We start from the raw sequence: 19,582 nt of genomic DNA on the forward strand, positions 1-19,582 counted from the left end.
CTCATTATTTAGCTCAATGAATAACTATCATTTTATAGCCATCGGTGGAGCCGTGATGCACAACCTAGCTTTGGCCCTAGTAGAAAAAGGCTATCAGGTAACCGGTTCTGACGATGAAATCTATGAACCATCTAGAACAAGACTAGAAAAAGCCGGAATATTACCTGCTGAATATGGATGGTTTCCAGATAAAATCACATCCGAACTGGATGGTATTATCCTTGGCATGCATGCTAGAATAGATAACCCAGAGCTTGTCAAGGCACAGGAATTAGGCATTCCCGTTTATTCATTCCCTGAATTCATCTTCAATCAGAGCCAGAATAAGAAACGAGTGATCGTAGCTGGTTCTCACGGAAAGACATCTATCACATCCGTGATTTTACATGTGTTGAAAGATCAGAATGTAGATTTTGACTACTTAGTAGGCGCCCAGATCGAAGGATTTAACTTGATGGTCAAACTCTCAGATGCTCCTGTGATCATCATTGAGGGAGACGAATACCTCACTTCTCCCCTAGATAGAACTCCAAAATTCTTCCATTACAAGCATGACATTGCTTTAGTAAGTGGAATAGCTTGGGATCATTACAATGTGTTTCCAGACTTTGACGAATACAAAGAGCAGTTTAGCAAATTGATGGATCTGACTCCGGAGTCAGGTGAATTGATTTATTGCGAAGCTGATCCACTTGTGAAAGATGCGGCAGAAAAAAGTGAGATTTCAGCAAAGAAAACTGCATACAAAGCTCATCCTGCAATTATTCTTGAAGGTAAAACTTTCCTTGAAACAGAAGACGGCTTAGTTCCTATTTACATTTTTGGAGAGCATAACCTGCAAAATCTGCAAGGTGCTCTAGATATATGCCTTGCGCTAGGCTTGACCAAAGAGCAGTTTTACAAAAGCATACAAACTTTCAAAGGCGCAGCGAAAAGACAAGAGCTTTTGGTTCAAACTGATAACTCCAGCCTCTTCCGAGATTTCGCGCATGCTCCTTCCAAATTGAAAGCAACAGTTTCCGCCGTGAAAACCCAATTCCCTAACAGAAAGCTAATTGCTGTACAAGAACTGCACACGTACTCCTCATTGAATAAGGAGTTTTTGCCTAACTACGCTAACTCCATGGAAGCTGCTGACTTAGCAATTATTTACCTTGATCCGCATGCTGTAGCCTTGAAAAAGCTAGAACTAATGGATGAAGAGACGTTGAGAAATGGCTTTCAAAGACCTGATTTAAAATTATTTACAAATAGCATAGAGCTGAAGGAATTCCTTTTGGCTCAAGATTATACAAATTCCAACCTACTTTTGATGAGTTCAGGATCCTATGACAAGATGGATCTAGAGCCGATTAAAGCTAAATTCAAATAACCATGCAGTTAAACCTGAAGAATTCCGTTTCATTTTTTGATCTGGAAGCAACCGGAATCAATATCTCCACCGATAGAATTGTGGAGATTTCTATAGTAAAAGTAATGCCAGATGGCGGGCAAGAAATATTCACTAGAAAAATCAATCCTACTATACCGATTCCGTTGGAATCTTCTCTTATCCATGGCATTTATGACAAGGATGTGAAAGAAGAGAAGACTTTTAAAGAACTGGCCAGAGAGATATACCAGTTTATCGGTCAGTCAGATTTGGCTGGATTTAATGTCTTGAAGTATGACATTCCACTATTGGTAGAAGAGTTTCTTAGAGCAGGAATCGAGTTTGATCTGGACAAGAGAAACTTACTGGATGCTCAGAAGATCTTTTTCATGATGGAAAAGAGGAACCTAACTTCTGCCTATAAATTCTACTGCGGTCAAAAATTAGAAAATGCACACAGTGCTGAAGCGGACACACTGGCTACTTTGGATGTATTCAAAGCGCAGATAGAACGCTACCTCGGTGAGGAAATGGAAGATCTTCAGGGAAATAAAATGGGGATCATCGAAAATGACATGAAGAAACTGCACGATCTACTGAATGAAAAAATGGTAGATCTAGCTGGAAGGTTTGTATTCAACAACGAGGGTGTTGAGGTATTTAACTTTGGAAAGCAAAAAGGCACGCCGGTCACTCAGGTGCTGAAAGATGAGCCAGGCTATTACGACTGGATGATGCGGGGCGATTTCCCGCTAGACACCAAACGAAAACTGACACAGATCAAACTGAGAGGATTTAATCAGTAACGAAAAACCCGGCTTAATTAAGTCGGGTTTTTCTATTTAGTATTTATAGTAGATCGTTTTCAGTTTGGTAGATAGATTTATAAACTCATTGTACGTCAACCCTAAATCCCCCAATGCCAGATCTCCATTGCAATTATAAATTTGAGGAGGACTTGCGCTCAAATTATCCTGAAGCATGATATATACCGAGGAATTATATTTCATCAATTCTACCGCATAATAGCCTCCGGGTTGCGCTTCTGCCTTAGCCACAAATTGATCCAGCCAAAGAAAATCAGCTCTGTTATCATTCTTACAGGCAAAAAGAATTTGATCCAATGAATAATCTATTCTAGGTAATTCCTCTTCACATCCAGCCAATGCGAAAGTGATCAAACAGGTAAAAACTATTAGTTTTCTCATTCTTATCATATTAAGAAGATTATTAATCAGGCAATTAAAACTAAGTTGGTAAGCTAAAAAAAAACGGACATATGCCCGTTTTTTTTTTAATATCATAGCCTAATCGATCTATTTCCCTTTATAATAAGTCAGAGCTTCGGGCATATTTCTATTCAATTTATCAATTCTAGTCTGTGACGCTGGGTGGGTAGAAAGAAATTCTGGTGGCGCTGCACCATTTTCTTTATCCAGCATTCTTTGCCAGAAGATAGGCGCTTCACGCGGATCATATCCTGCAATTGCCATGAAGGTTAACCCCATTTCATCTGCTTCTAGCTCATGTTTTCTAGAGAAACTTAGCATTCCAAGTTCACTACTTACACCTACAGATTGCAATAAAATAGATTGAGTCAATGTTGGATTTTGACCCATCGCAGATGATAATGCACTTACACCAAGGTTAGTAATCATACCAGTTGACATCCTTTCTGCAGAATGTGAAGCAACAGCATGTGCAATCTCATGTCCCATTACCACGGCAATTCCAGTTTCAGTCTGTGTAAGTGGCATAATTCCAGTGTAGAATGCTACTTTTCCACCTGGCATACACCAAGCATTGACGTCATCACTTTGAATTAAATTAAACTCCCAATCAAAGCTATTTGCTAGGTCTTGATAGCCCTGAGAAATCAAATAACTCTCCACTGCTTTCGCCATGCGATTACCCACTTTGAGAATTTTTTGCCCATCAGCGGTATTCGTCACGACCTTATTTTCTTTCAAAACCTTAGCATACTCTTGATCTACCATAGGCTGAATCTCTTCTGCCGGCACTAAAGCCAACTGGCTTCTACCAGTAAGTGGTACTGTTGCACAGGAATAGAGGATTAATCCAGTACAAAATAAAATTGCTATCTTTTTCATGGTGGTTGTTTTTTTATCAACTGATCCAATTTAAATACCAGAAAGCAATTTTCACTAGCTTAAGATTTCAATTATAGAAAAATGAATACGAAAGAAACCCGAATTGCTTTAAAACCAGAGGCTTTGGCTTATCAGAAAAAAATGAGTAATCCTCTTTATTTTTGGTTTGGCATGTTGATCAAGCTGCCATCTGCAATTTTCTGGAAGTTTCGAATTAAGGAATTAGATGCTGAAAAATGTGTGGTGACTATCCCATATAGCTGGAGAACTCAGAATCCTTTTAAATCAATTTACTTTGCTGCGATGGCAGGAGCAGGTGAATTGACTACAGGTGCATTATGCCAATTAGCTATAAGTGGCCTCGGGAAATACTCCATGTTGGTAGTTGATTTCAGAGCAGAATATTTCAAAAAAGCCAATCAAAAGATCACATTCACCTGCGAGCAAGGACAAGAGTTATTTAATCATATTGAATCTTTACAACCAAATGACACTGGAAAGTTGACAATGATATCAAGTGGTAAAAATCCTCAAGGTGAAGAAGTCGCGAGATTCTATGTGACTTGGTCCTTCAAGAGGAAAGCCTAATTAATCCACTTACTTTCTCTTTCAATAAACTCACTCAGTGTGGCATAAACACGCTTTCTGTCCCAATCCAGAAATTCATGATAGTTATTTCCCTCATTGAATCGAATGATCATTTTATCCCACTCTGAGCGCTCTAGCTGGTACTTAACCATGAAATTCTGCCGAACTGAATCCGATTCAATCACCGCATAATAACCTTCTCTCCTCTTCATCCACTCTAGCTTTTTCTGGTATTCTCGCTCTTGCTTAGCCCTTTTGGTCAGAGATGATAATACACCGGCTATAGCAACTCCTCCAGTTTGATTAGGAGAATTGAGGTATCCTGCACTGATACCACTTTTATTAGAAGGAGATTTCTCCTCGTCAGGATCTATCAAAACCAGTTTTCCATCTTTAAATCGGAAGGAATAAGGTTCTGCTTTCACCTCAAATGCGGGAAGCATCCTAGCTCTATCTTGAATCTGAAGAAGAAGAAATGTCTCTTCAGCTAGAACAATCTTTTGCTCTAAAAATCCAGGATAAGATAATCGCAAAGTATCTCCACTTCCACCTTTCACTGAAAAATAACCTCTTGAATTGGTGAGTTGTAATTGGTCACTACCTATTACTTGTACCGTTACTCCTTCGAGATATTTTTTATCGTTGGCATCCAAGATATTTCCTGAATAGGATCTCTGAGCCAATAGCGCTGGTAAAAAAGCGAAATATATAAATACTAGGAACCTGAATTTCATAAAGACCAAAAGTAAGCAGGCTTTTCATATCTATTAAAATCTACAAAGTTAATTAAGCTTAAGTGAGTGAAATAAGATGTAAAAGGTGAAAAGTATGATGTAAGACAAATGACGCTACATCAAAAAGTCGGGAGATTTCAAAGAGGGTTTATATAGGATATTCATTCTAAATCTATAAGTAACTTTCCGTACAACAGTGAAGTAATTCGTATTGTCAGTATTCTGTAGGTGATTACTTATTCATGAGAATACGAAGGTTTAGCATTTCATGACTTTAAGTTACCTGAATCTGATTAATTTCGTCCAATGGATTTTAAGCTCACTCGAATTGCCCCTACACCCAGCGGATTTTTACACTTGGGAAATCTCTACTCATTTTTAGTAACAAAAGCTTTGGCAGAAAAAAGCGGTGCTAAGATTCTACTCAGGATAGATGATCTGGACCGGGATCGGTATAGGACTGAATTTGTTCAGGATATTTTTGACACGCTGGATTTCATGGAAATCGGATATGATCAGGGCCCGAAAAATGTTCAGGAATTTGAACAAGATTGGTCTCAGATTCATAGGATGACTAGTTACTTGGATGCATTGGAGCAGGTTAGAGATAGAAAATTAGTCTTTGCCTGTGATTGCACCCGCAAGAAAATCCAGCAATTAGACTCTTCTGGCTATTATTTGGGACATTGCCAAGTCAGAAATATCCCTTTGGAAAGAAATGAAACTTGCTGGCGCATGGATACTTTTGATACCGATTTTATCCATCTAAACACCTGCACAGAAGGCAAAAAATCCTATGTACTACCTGAAGACTCTGCCTTTTTCATAGTTAGGAAAAAAGACAAACTTCCGGCTTATCACCTGACCTCTTTAATAGACGACGTTCATTACGGAGTTGATTTGGTAGTGCGGGGAAATGATTTGTTGGGATCAACTTTGGATCAAAAAATCTTGGCAAATGGTCTTGATCTCCAATCCTTCGAAGATGCTACCTTTCATCATCATCAACTTTTGAAAGGCCCAAAAAACAAGAAGCTCTCTAAATCTGACGGAGCCAACTCTATTCAGTTTCTCAGAAAAGAAGGAAAGAAGCCTGCCGATGTATATAGAATATTGGGTGAGATGACCGGAGCAAAAGAAGAGTTACAAGATTTTGAATCCTTCAAAACGCATCTTGCAATATAAAGGAACATAAAAACAGAAAGCCGGAGAATGATTTCCGGCTTTCGTATTAACTAGTTACATCAATCTTTTTAATAGTAAAGTGACAAAAGCATCGCAGAATGATGAGCTCAAATATTGAGGCTACTTCGGTCTTCCGTCACCCATCTACCAGCTTAATTATACTTCGCAGGCATATCAGGTGCTACCATTGAATTCTTGATAAACTGACGAATATCTTCATTGGAAGTTTCCAAATCCTCCGCTCTCAAGTACATCATGTGACCACTTCGGTAGCCTTTCCAAGAAATTCGGTCTGCCATTCTTCCAGCAGCATCAATTTGCCACAGGTTATACTTAGCATTGAAGAAATCAGTTCCTCCATCGTAGTAGCCAGACTGCACCATCAAATGTAAATATGGGTTTTGACGCATCGCGTCTCCCAAATCGTAGCCCGTGCTCTCATTAGATCGATTCCATGGATGCACAGGGCCAAATAGGTTGTACGTCAAATCAGTTTTGAAATTCAAGTTTTCTCTAACATAAATCTGAAATGAAGGCGCGAAAGCATGATTCCAAGAAGATAAGGCAGGATCAAAATCAGGTCTGGAACCCGTTCCTGCGTTATCAAAACCTTTGTATCTACTGTCCAATCTACCGATGGTCATCCCTTTGTCTCTAAGTAATTCCTTCCAGAAAAAATTGGTAGGAATCAAAAGGTTATGCTCAAGGATCACTTCTTTGTTAAGGCCTGAATACAGTGCATATTTTGTTGCAATTGCATCTCGCTCAGTCGCTGACAGCGTCCCTCCTTTCACAACTGCAGGAATCAATTCATTAATTGTAAAAGCTTCTACTTCTGGCAAGAAATCATCTAGATCCTGATTTTGCAAAGACGAATCCAAGGCCTTATGATACCAAGCTGTAGCAGCATAATAAGGTAGATAATTAGAAGTATGAATAGGTGCACCACGCTCAATTCCCAATTCGGTTGGAGAAACCATGATCACTCCATTGAAATACATCCAGTGAGCATTTTGAAGCTGTGCCACCAAACCAGCAACACGAGTCGTCCCATAGCTCTCACCAATTAAGTACTTTGGCGAAGCCCAGCGATTCTGACGAGTTACAAATGTATTCACCCAGTCTGCCAGATATTTGATATCAGAATTGATTCCAAAGAAAGTAGAGCGATCTACTTCCTCATCTACTATTCTGGAAAATCCAGTGTTTACAGGATCCACATAGACGATGTCTGCCACGTCAAGAATAGAATAAGGATTTGACTTGGTTCCATATGGCTGAAGAGGATAACCTTCGTCATCAATATTTAATACTACTGGACCTGTGTATGCGATGTGCATCCAGATAGATGCTGAGCCAGGGCCACCATTGAAAGAAATCACAAGTGGACGAGTAGTCTTGTCCGTGATGTCAGTTCGCTCATAATATGTGTAGAACAAAGAGGCGATTGGCTTTCCTTTTTCGTTCCAAACTGGCTGAGTTCCAGCTGTAGCTTTATAAGGGACTTTTTTGCCCTTGATGGTAGTTGTGTGCGTAGTAACTACGGCTGACTCAACTTCAATATGCCTTTCCGTTTGGGCCATTACAGCCGAAAAGCAGATCGCAAAGAGTATGGTTAAACTTATTTTTCTCATAAAGTATGGGGTAAAATCATTCAGTTTTAAAACTACTAATTGTAAATAGAAAGCAGTGAAAATTTACATAGATGGAGGTAATTCTTCAGTCTTTACTAGCTGAAACAAGCCTTGCAATTACCACTGCTGGATAAAGAATTCCAATGGTAGAAAGAAAGACCGATAGCATTTTTGAAATTATCTGAATGGGATACAAATCTCCAAAACCAACTGTGGTAAGTGACACCAAACTGAAGTAAATATACAGCGCAAAATCCTTGTCTATTCCTTCCAAAACCACATCGCCTCCTATACCAGAACCGGTAGTTAAATAGATGATTTCAAAAAGAAAGGAACCTAAAATTGCTACCAATAAATAGACATTCACAGCCCCTATTATTCTATAAATATTTACTTCATGGTTTCTAAATAAAAGCCTGATATTTAAAAATATAAAGACCAACATATTCATCACACCCACAATCCGTTCTGCCAGATAAAACTGAAAATCGTAATTGGAGAAACGAAGGATTCTCAGTCCTAATTGTGTCAAAAAAAGAACCGTGGTCAAGACCACCAATAACCTATATCTGGATGACCAAATACCGGTGAAAAACAAAAATAGGAAGACTGTATTGACAAAAAGTGCATGAACATGACCATACTCAATCAGTATGGGTAGGACAAATACAGTGAATAATAAAATAAGAAGCAGTACAACAAAACTCGCATCTGTCAACCAATATTCTGTGAAGGAATTGAATGCGTGCTTTACTTGTCTACCTCTTTTATATACAAAATGATTCATCTAAAATTCAATTTCACCAGATAACACTTTTACAGCTTGACCTCGAATGATCACTCGATCTTCTCTTTTCTCTAAATGAATTTCTCCCCCGCGCTTACTAGCCTGAAATGCTTTAAGGTTACTTTTTCCAGATCCTTTGTACCAATAATCCATCAAAGCACAATGTGCAAATCCAGTAACAGGGTCTTCATCGATTCCTATATTTGGACCAAAGTACCTACTATAAATATCAAATGAATTTTTTCCTGGAGCAGTAATAATAATTCCCTCTTCACTATGGTTTTTCACTAGTGCAAAGTCAGGCTCACAAGTTTCTACAGCATCCGCATCTTCCAACTCAAAAATCCAATTCCCTTTTAATTTTGCGGTACGAGTAATTTTGGTTCCAAAGAAATCATTTCCAAAGAATGGATGCTCTTTTTCAAAAGTTGAAATCAAGGGGAAATCCATCTCAATCCATTCCCCATCACTTTTCACCAAAAGATCACCACTCCGGGTTTGGAACCGTATAGTTTCTCCTGATTTTGCCCAACCTGACTTTTCCATCACAAAAGCTGAAGCCAGTGTAGCATGTCCACATAGATCTATTTCAACAGTTGGAGTAAACCAGCGTAAACTGAAGGAATCCGTTTCTACATTTCTTTTTACAAAAGCAGTCTCGCTTAGATTCATTTCCATAGCAATGCTTTGCATCTGAACTACCGAAAGCTCTTGATCTACTAAACAAATGGCTGCAGGATTACCGGAAAATGCTTTAGAAGTAAAAGCATCAATGGTGGTTATAGCTAATTTCATGGTTAATAGCGCTCTTTGAAAATATTGAAATGATGAGTGAAATGACCTGGGATAATCCAAAATAAAGCTCTTGGGGTAATCGAATTCCCGCTTGCCCGACCTACCAAATCCAGAGAATCCTCAGGTAATATTCGAATCATAGTGAGTAAAGCCTTGCGCTGAGCCTGAAAATCCTCAAGAAGGTATTCAATTGGAACTTGCCCAAATCTAGCATTTAATACATAAGGATCTTGATCAAAACCCGGTAAAGAGGACTTCTCTCCTCTGGCAAAACAAAGTGCCCTAAAAGTCATGATTCTCTCAGTATCGATCACATGCCCCAGTACTTCTTTAGGAGTCCATTTTCCTTCTGCATAGGCTTTCTCAGCCCAGTCTGTTCCTTTTTCTTTGAATAATACTAAGAGTTCAGTGACTTGATTCTGGAGCTGTTCTTCGTAGTTGTGGCCAGACACTAAATTGAGGTAGGTAGAGAAAAAGGCAGAATAATCACCTTCTCTAGGTTGTACTAGGCTTTTCATGTAAAAATGTTTTGGCTTGAATATTATTGAGATAAATTTAAGTCTTAAGTATAAACCAGCTCCATATCATGCGTAAAAATTTCCTTTTTCTCTTCTTCGCTATTTCAAGTCAAGCGGCTATTTCACAAACTACGGTCATCAGAAATCCTGAAATAGCTCAAATGGTTTCTGAGATTTCATCGGATTCACTAGAACACCACGTTAGAACACTCGCTTCATTTAATTCCCGTCATACTCTAAGTACAAATGAGGAAAATGGCATGCCTGCGGCACAACGATATGTGCTTTCTAAGTTCAACCATTTTGCGAAGCAATCTGGAGGAAGGATGACTGCAGAAATCGAGAAATTCACCATCCCTGCTGACAAACGAAGGATATTAGAAGATTCACCAGGTGCAAATGTAATTGCTACTCTTAAAGGAACTGATCCCAATGATGACCGCATTTTCATTATATCAGCCCATATGGATTCCCGTAATAAGGACGTAATGGATTCAGAAGGCAGCGCACCTGGTGCAAATGATGATGGTAGTGGAACAGCAGCAGTAATCGAATTGGCCCGCGTGATGGCTTCTCATAAGTTTTCTGCTACTATTATTTTTGTAGCATTCACAGGTGAAGAGCAAGGTCTGAAAGGCGCAACTTATTTGGCAGATAAAGCTACTTCAGAAGAATGGAACATCGCGGCTGTGCTGAACAACGATATTGTCGGTAACAGTAGCTCCTCTGAGACACTGATCAAAGACAATCTGAAAATGCGTGTTTTTTCTGAAACAATTCCTGCATCGGAAACAGAACAAGAAGGCAACATTCGCCGCTATACCAATGCAGACAATGACAGTAAATCAAGGCAGCTGGCTCGATATATAAAGGAGCTGGGAGAACGATATGTTGATCAATTTGAAGTGAAATTAATCTATAGAGCTGATAGATTTTTAAGAGGTGGCGACCAAACTCCTTTTGCGAGAAATGCCTTTACAGCGGTAAGAATGTCAGAAATGAATGAAAACTTCATTCATCAACACGAAAATGTCAGATTGGAAAATGGTATACAATACGGCGATCTGCCTGAGTTTATGGACTTCGAATACCTAAGAAAAGTCTCTGCTGTGAATCTGGCTTCTTTGGCTTCTTTAGCCAATTCTCCTGATCAACCTCAGGAAGTTAAAATAGATGTACGTGGTTTGAGCAACAAATCGACATTGCTATGGAACGCGCCAGCAAGTGGAAAAGTAAAAGGCTATTATGTTTTGATGCGAGAGACTTCTTCTGCAATGTGGGAACGGAAGTTTTGGACCACAGAGACTACACTGACTTTACCTTACTCTAAGGACAATTACTTCTTCGCTGTACAAGCAGTGTCAGAATCAGGCGGAGAAAGCCTTCCTGTTTTTCCTACTCCACTTTCCAGATAATAGCTGTTCTTAATTAAATCAATTCCAAATTCCAAAATAAGACGAGTGGGATGGAACCTCAATGGTTATATTCAGTTAACTATTTGAAACACTAAAACTATGAAAGCTAAAGAAATCGTAACGCTACAGCGTTCATTACTTATCGATACAGAGAAATTACTTAATAAGCAGGTAGAAATGGAAGGTACTTCTTCCGCATATTACTTGTCTATGGCTTCTTGGTGTCATATGATGGGCTATGAAAATGCCGCAAACTATCTTTATACACATGCAGACGAAGAAAGAATGCATATGATGAAAATATTCAGATATATCAATGAGGCGGGGGGACATGCATTTCAACCTGAGATTACTGATATTAGACATAATTTTAATTCGTTGAGAGAGATTTTCGAATTGATTTTGGAGCATGAAATCAACGTGACTAAGTCTATTAATAACATCGTTGACCATGCCTTCACAAAGAAGGACTTCGCTACGTTTAGTTTTATGCAATGGTATGTCACCGAACAAAGAGAAGAAGAAACTATGTCCAGACGAGCCCTTGAGCTTTTCGATATTATCGGAGAAGAAGGAGTTGGTCTTTGGACCATTGATCAAGAGCTTGGAAAGCTCCACGCAGCAGCCCATCCACAGGCATAAATTAAAAGCGGCTTATCAGCCGCTTTTTCTTTTGTATTTAAAAAAACACCTCTTTTGAATTAAGCTTATTATCCACTCATTTTTTTATTCCAAAGACTGAGGGTAATTCACAGCTAATTAATACTCTCTTGATCTTTTTAGAAAGATTTTTAAGTTCTTTTGATTCTTAAATGGCAAAATATTTGTTAAATATTAATTTACTATTACTTTTGTAGTAGCTATAATGTATTTCAGCAACTTATTTTTGCACTTCAATGCTAACCATAGTTTTAATAGATGACGATCCAATCAGTACGTTTGTTACTGAAAAGCTCATTTCCAGGAATGTAAAAGAGCCATGTCAATTTTATAAGTACCAAAGTGCTAGAGCAGCACTACAAGAAATCTATTCTATTAAGGCCAATTACTTGTTTTTGGATCTTAATATGCCGGAAATGACTGGATGGGATTTCTTAGACTGTTTTAATTCTGAAAAAAACGAAGCACAAATTTACATTTTGAGTAGTTCTGTGGACGAAAGGGACATCAATAAAGCCAGTGGATATAGTGTAGTAAAGGATTACTTATCGAAACCCCTTATAAAAAAATATATAAAATCGATTTTTAATTGACCCAAGATTGGGTCTTTTTTTTGACTTGTCATTTTAAACAGTTAGATTCCAAATAATCAATCATTTTTGATATAGATTTCATTGTAAACCAATTTTGAAAACAAGTGATAATTTAATCCTGAATTCAAGCAAATAGTTTGAAACAAGGCGGGTAAATCAAAAATGAAACTACAGCCATAAAAAAAGTTGTAAAAAATTATATCCACCGCATGGTGCTAAATAAATTTTTACTTTAATTCGCATCGTTCAACAATTTAAAAAACCCCTATCTAAACTACTATGGAGGATTTTGACGACGACTTCGAAGATGACGACAACTTAAATGATGACGACGATTTCGGGAATGATTTCGAAGATGAATATGATCTCGATGATGAAAATGAATTTGTCGATGATAATATCATGGATTTCGACGATGATGACGATGGCGCTGAAGAAGAAGATTTCGATGATGATCAATTCGATTAATTAGAATCTTTTGGTTAATTGGCTTTAAGAAATTATCTTCGAGCAATCTTTAGAAATTCAACAATTTGATCATGATACTACTTGACGTTTTCAGTTCTCCAATTGCTGGAGGAGCCCAAACCTTCCTTGTGATTGTATGTGTATTAATCGGTCTTGGAGCCGGCATCACTGCAATTGATACTAGAAGTACTTTCTCCAAGAAGAAAAAAGCTGATCATTAATAACTTATATCTTACTTAAAAGGAGGCTAACGCCTCCTTTTTTTATGCCCATACCTATGTCAAAAACACAGAATTTCGAAAATCACGCGAAGCTATATCCCTTTCATCACTTTATTATAATGCCGATGGCTCTGATATACTTGGGATGGACCGTTGTGAGAACTGACTTCAGCTCGTCCTCCTCCATAGCAGATAGCATTTATCAACTCCTATTAGCATTTTTAATTTTTTTCATATCTTATCTCCCACGGATATATGCTATCAAAAATCAAAACAGAATCATTCGTTTGGAGATGAGACAACGCTATTTCTACCTTACTGGCACTCCATTTTACGAAAAAGAGATCCAGCTTACTGCATCGCAAATTATTGCATTAAGATTTGCTGGAGATGATGAATTTTTGGATCTAATGGATAAGGCCATCAAAGAAAACACAGCCCCTAAAGAGATCAAAAAAAGTATCAGAAACTGGACAGCAGACCATCACAGAGTCTAATAGGTTTAGTTTTATCAGTCCAGAGAGAATTCCTTTGCTAGTAGAGCTTGAAGATTCTCTCTGGACTTAATTTTATAATTAGGGTCTGAAAAATCCAAATCAGGCAAAGTCAAAACCTGATCGAATTGTTCTACTCCCTCTTCCTTTCCTGAAGTAACTAGAATTATTTTTTTAGATAGATTACGAGCCATTTTCATCAATTCAAAGCAAGCTTTACCATCAGCAGATTGATTGTCGTATCTCCCCTCTCCTGTGATGATCAAGTCGGCCCATTTCACCTTAGATTCTAACTTCACTTTTTCAAAAAAGTACTGCGAACCAAATTCAATATCTGTTTCAAAAAATGCTGATAATCCTAAGGATATTCCGCCTGCTGCTCCAAAGCCTTGAACATCCACAAAAGTTTTCTTTTGTTTATCAAAAAGTTGCTGCACTACTTTTTTACAAACTGATTCGTAATTTTCAAATTCACTTGATTGTATACCTTTTTGTGGACCAAAAACAGGTATTGCACCACGATTTCCGAAAAAAGTATTTTTTACATCACAGAGAAATGAAAACTTAACTTTTGGAATAGAAGGAGACTTCTGAATATGTCTGATTTTCGAAAGGTAATTAGGTGAAAACTGAGTCAACCCTCTCCCACTCTCATCCAAAAATTCAATACCTAAAGCAGCTAAGATCCCAATTCCTAAATCAACAGTAGCGCTTCCACCTAGACCTAGTACAATTTCCTCTGCCCCAAGATCAATTGCTTTCCTCACTAATAGCCCTGTGCCAAAGCTAGAGGCGACATAAGGGTTTAAGGTCTCATTGCCCAACAAAGCGATTCCAGAGGCAGCAGATACGTCTATATAGGCTTTTTTGGAACGGTGATCCCAGCCGTATACACATGAGACCGGCCTACCAAAGGGGTCAAGTGTACAAGTCCTCTTTTTTTCAAAGCCTAAAATCTCTGTCAATAGCTCGCAAGTCCCATCTCCTCCGTCAGCAATTGGAAGTAAATCTGTATTAACCTGAGGATATTTTCTTTGTATATAAGCTTGAATAATTACCCCAGCATCATGAGCACTCATAGTACCTTTGAATGCGTTTGGAGAAATTAAGACATTCATAATTAGGCTTTTTTCATTCTCTGAAAATAATCCTTCATCTCAACACGTACTTTAGGTGCTAAGTAAAATGTAGAAATCATAGTTGGTATAGCCATAATCGCATACATACCGTCTACCAAGCTAATCACAACATCCAATGACGCCACAGCGCCAGCTACAATCGTGATCAAATAGAAATAATTGTAGTAATCAGCTCTTTTGGCTCCAAATAGATAACCGAAGCACTTATGACCATAATAGGAATAGGTGAACATGGTAGAAAGCGCAAAGACTAGTACTGCAATCATCAATAGATATCTACCATAAACTGGAAGTGCCATATCAAATGCTGCAAGAGTAAGTCTAACTCCATCCTTTTCTGTAGATTCCCAAACACCAGTCAGCATGATCACCAAAGCAGTGAGTGTACAAACTACTATTGTGTCAATAAAAGGTCCAAGCATCGCAATTAAACCTTCCCGAATAGGCTCATTATTTTTGGAAGCACCATGAACCATCGGTGCAGTTCCTATCCCTGCTTCATTTGAAAATGCTGCTCTTCTTGCTCCGACGATAATCACAGCTCCCACTGCTCCACCAGCCATTGCTTCGCCTGTAAATGCATCAGTAACAATTTTCAACAACATATCAGGCACATCGCCTATGTATTTGAAAACGATAATCAGCACTGTCACAAAGTAAAGCCCCACCATAAAAGGGACCATTTTGGACGCTACTGCAGCAATTCTTTTAATTCCTCCGAGAATAACGATGGCTACAAGCACCATCATTGTAATCCCTATAATCCATCGTGTTTTATCTCCTTCATCTAACCCTGCAGGTTCTAGGATTACAGTTCTAAGTACGGCTGTTAATTGATTCGCTTGGAAAATCGCCAGCAATCCTAAAATACCTGCTCCACAAAAAATCACAGATAAGAACTTCCACTTTTTACCCATTCCTTCCTCGATCACATACATGGGACCACCTTGTATTTGACCTTCAGAATCTTTACCCCGATACATAATAGCGAGACTACAGGTGTAAAATTTGGTAGCCATTCCTACAAAAGCCGATACCCACATCCAAAAAATTGCACCAGGACCGCCCATATTTATCGCAATGGCAACTCCACTTATATTCCCTAATCCAACTGTCGCCGCAATCGCAGCCGATAATGCCTGAAAAGAAGTAATCTGACCTGGAACGAAGGTGTCATCATATTTCCCTCTGAGTAATCCTACTGCATGTCCAATTTTGCGAAAGGGAACGAAGCCTGAATGCACTAACAAAACCATTCCTCCTCCCATTAAGATGATAAGCATAGGGGTTCCCCAAATCCAGTTAGCAAAGGAAATAATGTATTCGCTCATTAAATTTTTCTATTTAGAGTAGTCAAGTTACTTAATAGGATGATTTTAAAATTAACGTCCATATTAGGTTCATTTTATTCAATTTCAAAGAATATAGCTTTCTTAAGAAACAAAAAACCCGGTCGAAGCCGGGTTTTTAATTTTGATGGTACAGTTTACCAATTGACTTGTGGAGATCGATAAAAACCTATCCCATTGATATCCCAGCGTTTACCTTGCTGTGCAATTCTCTTTTGAAAGCTTTCCCAATTTTTTCGCTCATTTGAAGACCAAGCGACTTCAGCGAGTGCTGCCAATCTAGGGAATGCCATGTACTCAATATCCGCACGATTAGTAATTGTTTCTGTCCAAAGAGGAGCTTCAACACCTAAAATATCGGTCTTATTAATTCCATCTGCATAGGTTGCTGGATCCCAATTATATGAATCATCAAGCTCAATATATGCAGCCCAATGAAGACCAAGTCTAGACGTAGAGTCATATTGCATATCCAGGTACGCTCGCTTAGCTGGTGACATAAGGATTTGATTTCCTTGCTCCTTAGCCAGTTTCGCATTTTCTTCCAAAGCCCAGAATTGAGCTACTGTACCTGGCGATAATTTTGCGGTTGCGATTTCATCCCAGCCTATGCTCGTTTTACCATATTTGGTAACTATTTCCTGCACACGCTCCACAAAGTAGATGTAATCATCCTTTTCTGTCACATGGGATTCATCTCCTCCAATGTGAATATAAGGACCAGGAGTAAGCTCTACGAGTTCTCTAATTACATCTTCAACAAAAGTGTAAGTGATTTCTTTGTTTGTAGCAAACGTGCTGAACCCCACTTCAATACCTGTGTAAATCTCTGCTGGCTCTGGATTCTTATCTAGAATATCAAAATCAATTTTACCTTCAGTCATAGTAGCAAAATCTCCATCTGGTAAATTCACACCAGGATTTAATTCAGCATAAGCAGCCAAGGCAGCATTAGTGTGACCAGGCATATCGATTTCAGGCACTACAGTCATAAACCTGTCCGCTGCATACTTCACAATATCAGTATATTCGGCTTGGGTATAAAAACCGCCTTCAGTTCCTCCTACTTCCGTTTTGCCACCTATTTCCGTCAATTTAGGCCAAGATTTAATCTCTATTCTCCAACCCTGATCATCAGATAAATGCAAATGGAGATAGTTATATTTCAGACTTCCCATTTGATCTATGTAGTGCTTTACATCTTCTACGCTTATAAAGTGCCGCGCAACGTCCAGCATCGCGCCTCTGTATGCAAATTCAGGCTCATCTTCAATCTTTCCATTCCCTACTGTCCAATCAGTATCCACTACTGAGGTATTTTCAATCTCCACCGGAAAAGCTTTGATAAGTGTTTGCGTCCCATAATAAAGTCCCGCACCAGAAGTTGAAGTGATTCTCACCCCATCGTCTGTTATTTCGATACTATATTTCTCAGAAGCTTCTCCTCCAGTCAACTCCAAAACCAAATCGCCATTCTCAGCAGATACGGGAATATCATAGCCAGTTGCTGGTCGAAGTTTTTCAGCCAAGTAACTTCCAACTCTGGTCAAATCATCCCCAGATCCAATCAACTGAATGGAAGATTCTGAGCTCAACACGAATGCGCCAGATTTTGCTGTGACTGATCTCGGAATTGGAATAATTCCAGCTTCATCGAGAGGGATTGAATTCGGTGCTTGGCAAGAACTAACAGATAAAACTGCTAGCGCAGCCATTGTCATTAATGTAAGTTTCATAGAATAAAGGTTTGAGTAAACTTAATCTATTTTTTTAACAATCTTTTTAGAGCAAATTAATTTTATAACTAAACGCCGCTAATTAGTAGTTTTAAAAGGCAAGTTGATTTTACTAAGTGTATTTTTATGAATGGGCTTAAGATTGTGGCTCATTTTTGATAATTTCAAATTTCACAAAGTCAGTAATTGGTTTCATTTTAAGTAAAAAATAGAAACAATTCAAAAAACCCTCTTTAACAAAACCATTAATCTAATGAAAAGTAATAGCTCAGATTCTGGGAGTTCCCGGAGAAAATTTCTTAAAGGCACTGCATTAGCTGCGGCTGGATTTTACATCGTACCGAGAAATGTCTTGGGCGGTCCAGGCTTCATAGCACCGAGTGACAAACTTCGTGTAGCTAGTATAGGTGTTGGGGGAATGGGAGGAAGTGATGTTCGCGGAGTGACCAAAACAGGTAAAGCGGACTTTATAGCACTATGTGATGTGGATGATTCCAGAGCAAAAGCCAGCAGAGAGTTACATCCTAAGGCAAAATATTATAAGGATTTCCGCGAAATGCTGGATAAGGAAGGAAATAATATTGATGCAGTCACTGTGTCAACTCCTGATCACATGCATGCAGTAGCTGCAATGACAGCTATGAAAATGGGCAAACATGTCTATGTACAAAAGCCGCTTGCTCACGATATCTACGAGGCAAGAATGCTGACTGAAGCAGCGAAAAAATACAAAGTTGTCACCCAAATGGGTAACCAAGGCTCTTCCGGAGATGGGGTGCGTCAAATGGTAGAATGGTATGATGCTGGACTTATCGGTGAAGCTACTAAAGTTTATAGTTGGACAGATAGACCAGTTTGGCCTCAGGGTATACAATGGCCAACAGAGCCAGTTACACCTCCATCTGATTTGGATTGGGATCTATGGTTAGGTACTGCGCCATATAAGGATTATGTAGGTAATCTTGTTCCATTTAACTGGAGAGGTTGGTGGGATTACGGAACAGGTGCACTAGGCGATATGGCTTGTCATATCATGGAGCCTCCATTCCGAGTATTGGGCCTTGGCTATCCAAAGTCCGCTGAGTGCTCTGTTGGTTCCGTTTATGTAGGTGAGTTTAAAAGAGGATATTTCCCAGAGAGCTGCCCTCCTTCTTCTCATATTACCTTAAGATTTGATAGACCGGGCAAAGATGATCTTGAATTCCACTGGATGGATGGTGGTATACAGCCAAATAGACCAGAAGAATTAGCTCCAAATGAGCAAATGGGTGATGGTGGAAATGGTGTGATCATCGAAGGAACCAAAGGAAAGATGATGTGCTCTACTTATGGCAAAAATCCTCAGCTACTTCCTACATCAAAAACAAAAGATGCAAATGTACCACAGACCCTTCATCGAGTAGAAGGTGGAGATGGTGGCCACTATAATAACTGGGTTGAAGCTTGTATCGCAGGTCATGGTTCGGAAGAATTCAAAAACCTGAGTTCTCCTTTCTCTATCGCTGGTCCGCTGACCGAGTCTGTATTGATGGGAAATCTTGCTATCAGAAGCTATGATTATAGAACGCCAAAGCCTGATAATGCAAATCAGTTCGATTATCCAGGAAGAGGAATCAAACTTGTATGGGATGGTCCAGAAATGAAGGTTTCTAATTTCGAACCTGCCAACCAATTTGTGAAGCGGGACTATAGAGGAGATTATTCTCTTTAAAATAAAAAAACGGCTTTGAAAGTTAATTTCAAAGCCGTTTTACTTAAATACCTTATTTTTAGTACTACTGAG

The 19,582-nt window shown here is 38.8% G+C and carries 21 protein-coding genes; 11 read left to right on the forward strand and 10 right to left on the reverse strand.

Features of this window, described 5'->3' with window-relative positions; all coding sequences use genetic code 11:
• Positions 1-16: 16 nt before the first annotated feature.
• Together ESV85_RS10210 and ESV85_RS10215 are read left to right on the forward strand one after the other, a co-directional pair.
• On the forward strand, positions 17-1,372 hold the full coding sequence (locus tag ESV85_RS10210) for a UDP-N-acetylmuramate--L-alanine ligase (RefSeq protein WP_146917210.1): 1,356 nt from the start codon (positions 17-19) through the stop codon (positions 1,370-1,372).
• A gap of 2 nt (positions 1,373-1,374) precedes the next feature.
• Complete coding sequence (locus ESV85_RS10215) at positions 1,375-2,178, forward strand: 3'-5' exonuclease (RefSeq protein WP_146917212.1); 804 nt, start codon at positions 1,375-1,377, stop codon at positions 2,176-2,178.
• 36 nt (positions 2,179-2,214) lie between these two features.
• Here the strand turns inward: ESV85_RS10215 and ESV85_RS10220 are convergent, their stop codons facing one another.
• Entirely contained in the window at positions 2,215-2,580 is a 366-nt protein-coding gene (locus ESV85_RS10220) for a hypothetical protein (RefSeq protein ID WP_146917215.1), read from the reverse strand.
• Positions 2,581-2,688: 108 nt separating this feature from the next.
• On the reverse strand, positions 2,689-3,483 hold the full coding sequence (locus ESV85_RS10225) for a M48 family metallopeptidase (protein WP_146917216.1): 795 nt from the start codon (positions 3,481-3,483) through the stop codon (positions 2,689-2,691).
• A gap of 81 nt (positions 3,484-3,564) precedes the next feature.
• Between ESV85_RS10225 and ESV85_RS10230 the strand changes: the two genes are divergently transcribed.
• Positions 3,565-4,071 (forward strand): DUF4442 domain-containing protein, encoded by a 507-nt coding sequence (locus ESV85_RS10230; RefSeq protein ID WP_146917219.1) that lies wholly within the window; start codon positions 3,565-3,567, stop codon positions 4,069-4,071.
• Here ESV85_RS10230 and ESV85_RS10235 read toward each other — a convergent pair.
• Positions 4,068-4,805 (reverse strand): carboxypeptidase-like regulatory domain-containing protein, encoded by a 738-nt coding sequence (locus ESV85_RS10235; RefSeq protein ID WP_146917222.1) that lies wholly within the window; start codon positions 4,803-4,805, stop codon positions 4,068-4,070. The two genes, ESV85_RS10230 and ESV85_RS10235, sit on opposite strands and share 4 nt — an antisense overlap.
• Before the next feature lie 306 nt (positions 4,806-5,111).
• Here ESV85_RS10235 and ESV85_RS10240 point away from each other — a divergent pair, with 306 nt between their 5' ends.
• Positions 5,112-5,990, forward strand: coding sequence for a glutamate--tRNA ligase family protein (locus ESV85_RS10240; RefSeq protein ID WP_146917224.1), 879 nt, complete (start codon positions 5,112-5,114; stop codon positions 5,988-5,990).
• Positions 5,991-6,142: 152 nt separating this feature from the next.
• On the opposite strand, the gene ESV85_RS10245 is transcribed toward ESV85_RS10240, so the two are convergent.
• From ESV85_RS10245 to ESV85_RS10260, 4 genes are all read right to left on the reverse strand, one after another.
• Positions 6,143-7,624, reverse strand: a complete 1,482-nt coding sequence (locus ESV85_RS10245; RefSeq protein WP_146917237.1) for a S10 family peptidase — start codon at positions 7,622-7,624, stop codon at positions 6,143-6,145.
• A gap of 85 nt (positions 7,625-7,709) precedes the next feature.
• A complete protein-coding gene (locus ESV85_RS10250) occupies positions 7,710-8,411 on the reverse strand; it encodes a potassium channel family protein (RefSeq protein WP_146917240.1) in 702 nt (233 codons plus the stop codon).
• On the reverse strand, positions 8,412-9,206 hold the full coding sequence (locus tag ESV85_RS10255) for a PhzF family phenazine biosynthesis protein (RefSeq protein ID WP_146917242.1): 795 nt from the start codon (positions 9,204-9,206) through the stop codon (positions 8,412-8,414).
• 2 nt (positions 9,207-9,208) lie between these two features.
• Positions 9,209-9,724, reverse strand: coding sequence for a DinB family protein (locus tag ESV85_RS10260; protein ID WP_146917245.1), 516 nt, complete (start codon positions 9,722-9,724; stop codon positions 9,209-9,211).
• A 68-nt stretch (positions 9,725-9,792) separates the two neighbouring features.
• Between ESV85_RS10260 and ESV85_RS10265 the strand changes: the two genes are divergently transcribed.
• From ESV85_RS10265 to ESV85_RS10285, 6 genes are all read left to right on the forward strand, one after another.
• On the forward strand, positions 9,793-11,139 hold the full coding sequence (locus ESV85_RS10265) for a M28 family metallopeptidase (RefSeq protein WP_146917247.1): 1,347 nt from the start codon (positions 9,793-9,795) through the stop codon (positions 11,137-11,139).
• A 99-nt stretch (positions 11,140-11,238) separates the two neighbouring features.
• Positions 11,239-11,781, forward strand: coding sequence for a ferritin (locus ESV85_RS10270; RefSeq protein WP_146917250.1), 543 nt, complete (start codon positions 11,239-11,241; stop codon positions 11,779-11,781).
• A 254-nt stretch (positions 11,782-12,035) separates the two neighbouring features.
• Complete coding sequence (locus ESV85_RS10275; RefSeq protein ID WP_146917253.1) at positions 12,036-12,392, forward strand: response regulator; 357 nt, start codon at positions 12,036-12,038, stop codon at positions 12,390-12,392.
• Between the two features lie 279 nt (positions 12,393-12,671).
• Complete coding sequence (locus tag ESV85_RS10280) at positions 12,672-12,860, forward strand: hypothetical protein (RefSeq protein ID WP_146917256.1); 189 nt, start codon at positions 12,672-12,674, stop codon at positions 12,858-12,860.
• Between the two features lie 71 nt (positions 12,861-12,931).
• A complete protein-coding gene (locus ESV85_RS22290) occupies positions 12,932-13,081 on the forward strand; it encodes a hypothetical protein (RefSeq protein WP_191321988.1) in 150 nt (49 codons plus the stop codon).
• Positions 13,082-13,137: 56 nt separating this feature from the next.
• Entirely contained in the window at positions 13,138-13,578 is a 441-nt protein-coding gene (locus tag ESV85_RS10285; protein ID WP_223275969.1) for a DUF6526 family protein, read from the forward strand.
• 14 nt (positions 13,579-13,592) lie between these two features.
• On the opposite strand, the gene ESV85_RS10290 is transcribed toward ESV85_RS10285, so the two are convergent.
• From ESV85_RS10290 to ESV85_RS10300, 3 genes are all read right to left on the reverse strand, one after another.
• The gene (locus ESV85_RS10290) at positions 13,593-14,693 is read right to left on the reverse strand and encodes a glycerate kinase (protein WP_146917261.1); all 1,101 of its coding nucleotides are present in this window, start codon (positions 14,691-14,693) and stop codon (positions 13,593-13,595) included.
• Between the two features lie 2 nt (positions 14,694-14,695).
• Positions 14,696-16,045, reverse strand: a complete 1,350-nt coding sequence (locus tag ESV85_RS10295; protein WP_146917263.1) for an alanine/glycine:cation symporter family protein — start codon at positions 16,043-16,045, stop codon at positions 14,696-14,698.
• 155 nt (positions 16,046-16,200) lie between these two features.
• Positions 16,201-17,799 carry a beta-N-acetylhexosaminidase gene (locus ESV85_RS10300; protein ID WP_146917265.1) on the reverse strand — a complete coding sequence of 533 codons (1,599 nt, stop codon included), beginning with the start codon at positions 17,797-17,799 and terminating at the stop codon, positions 16,201-16,203.
• 253 nt (positions 17,800-18,052) lie between these two features.
• Between ESV85_RS10300 and ESV85_RS10305 the strand changes: the two genes are divergently transcribed.
• Positions 18,053-19,510, forward strand: coding sequence for a Gfo/Idh/MocA family protein (locus ESV85_RS10305; protein ID WP_146917267.1), 1,458 nt, complete (start codon positions 18,053-18,055; stop codon positions 19,508-19,510).
• The last annotated feature ends 72 nt before the right edge of the window (positions 19,511-19,582 follow it).

Origin of the sequence: Algoriphagus aquimarinus, from assembly GCF_007997215.1 — a bacterium.
In the GTDB taxonomy this organism is placed as follows: Bacteria; Bacteroidota; Bacteroidia; order Cytophagales; family Cyclobacteriaceae; genus Algoriphagus; species Algoriphagus aquimarinus_A.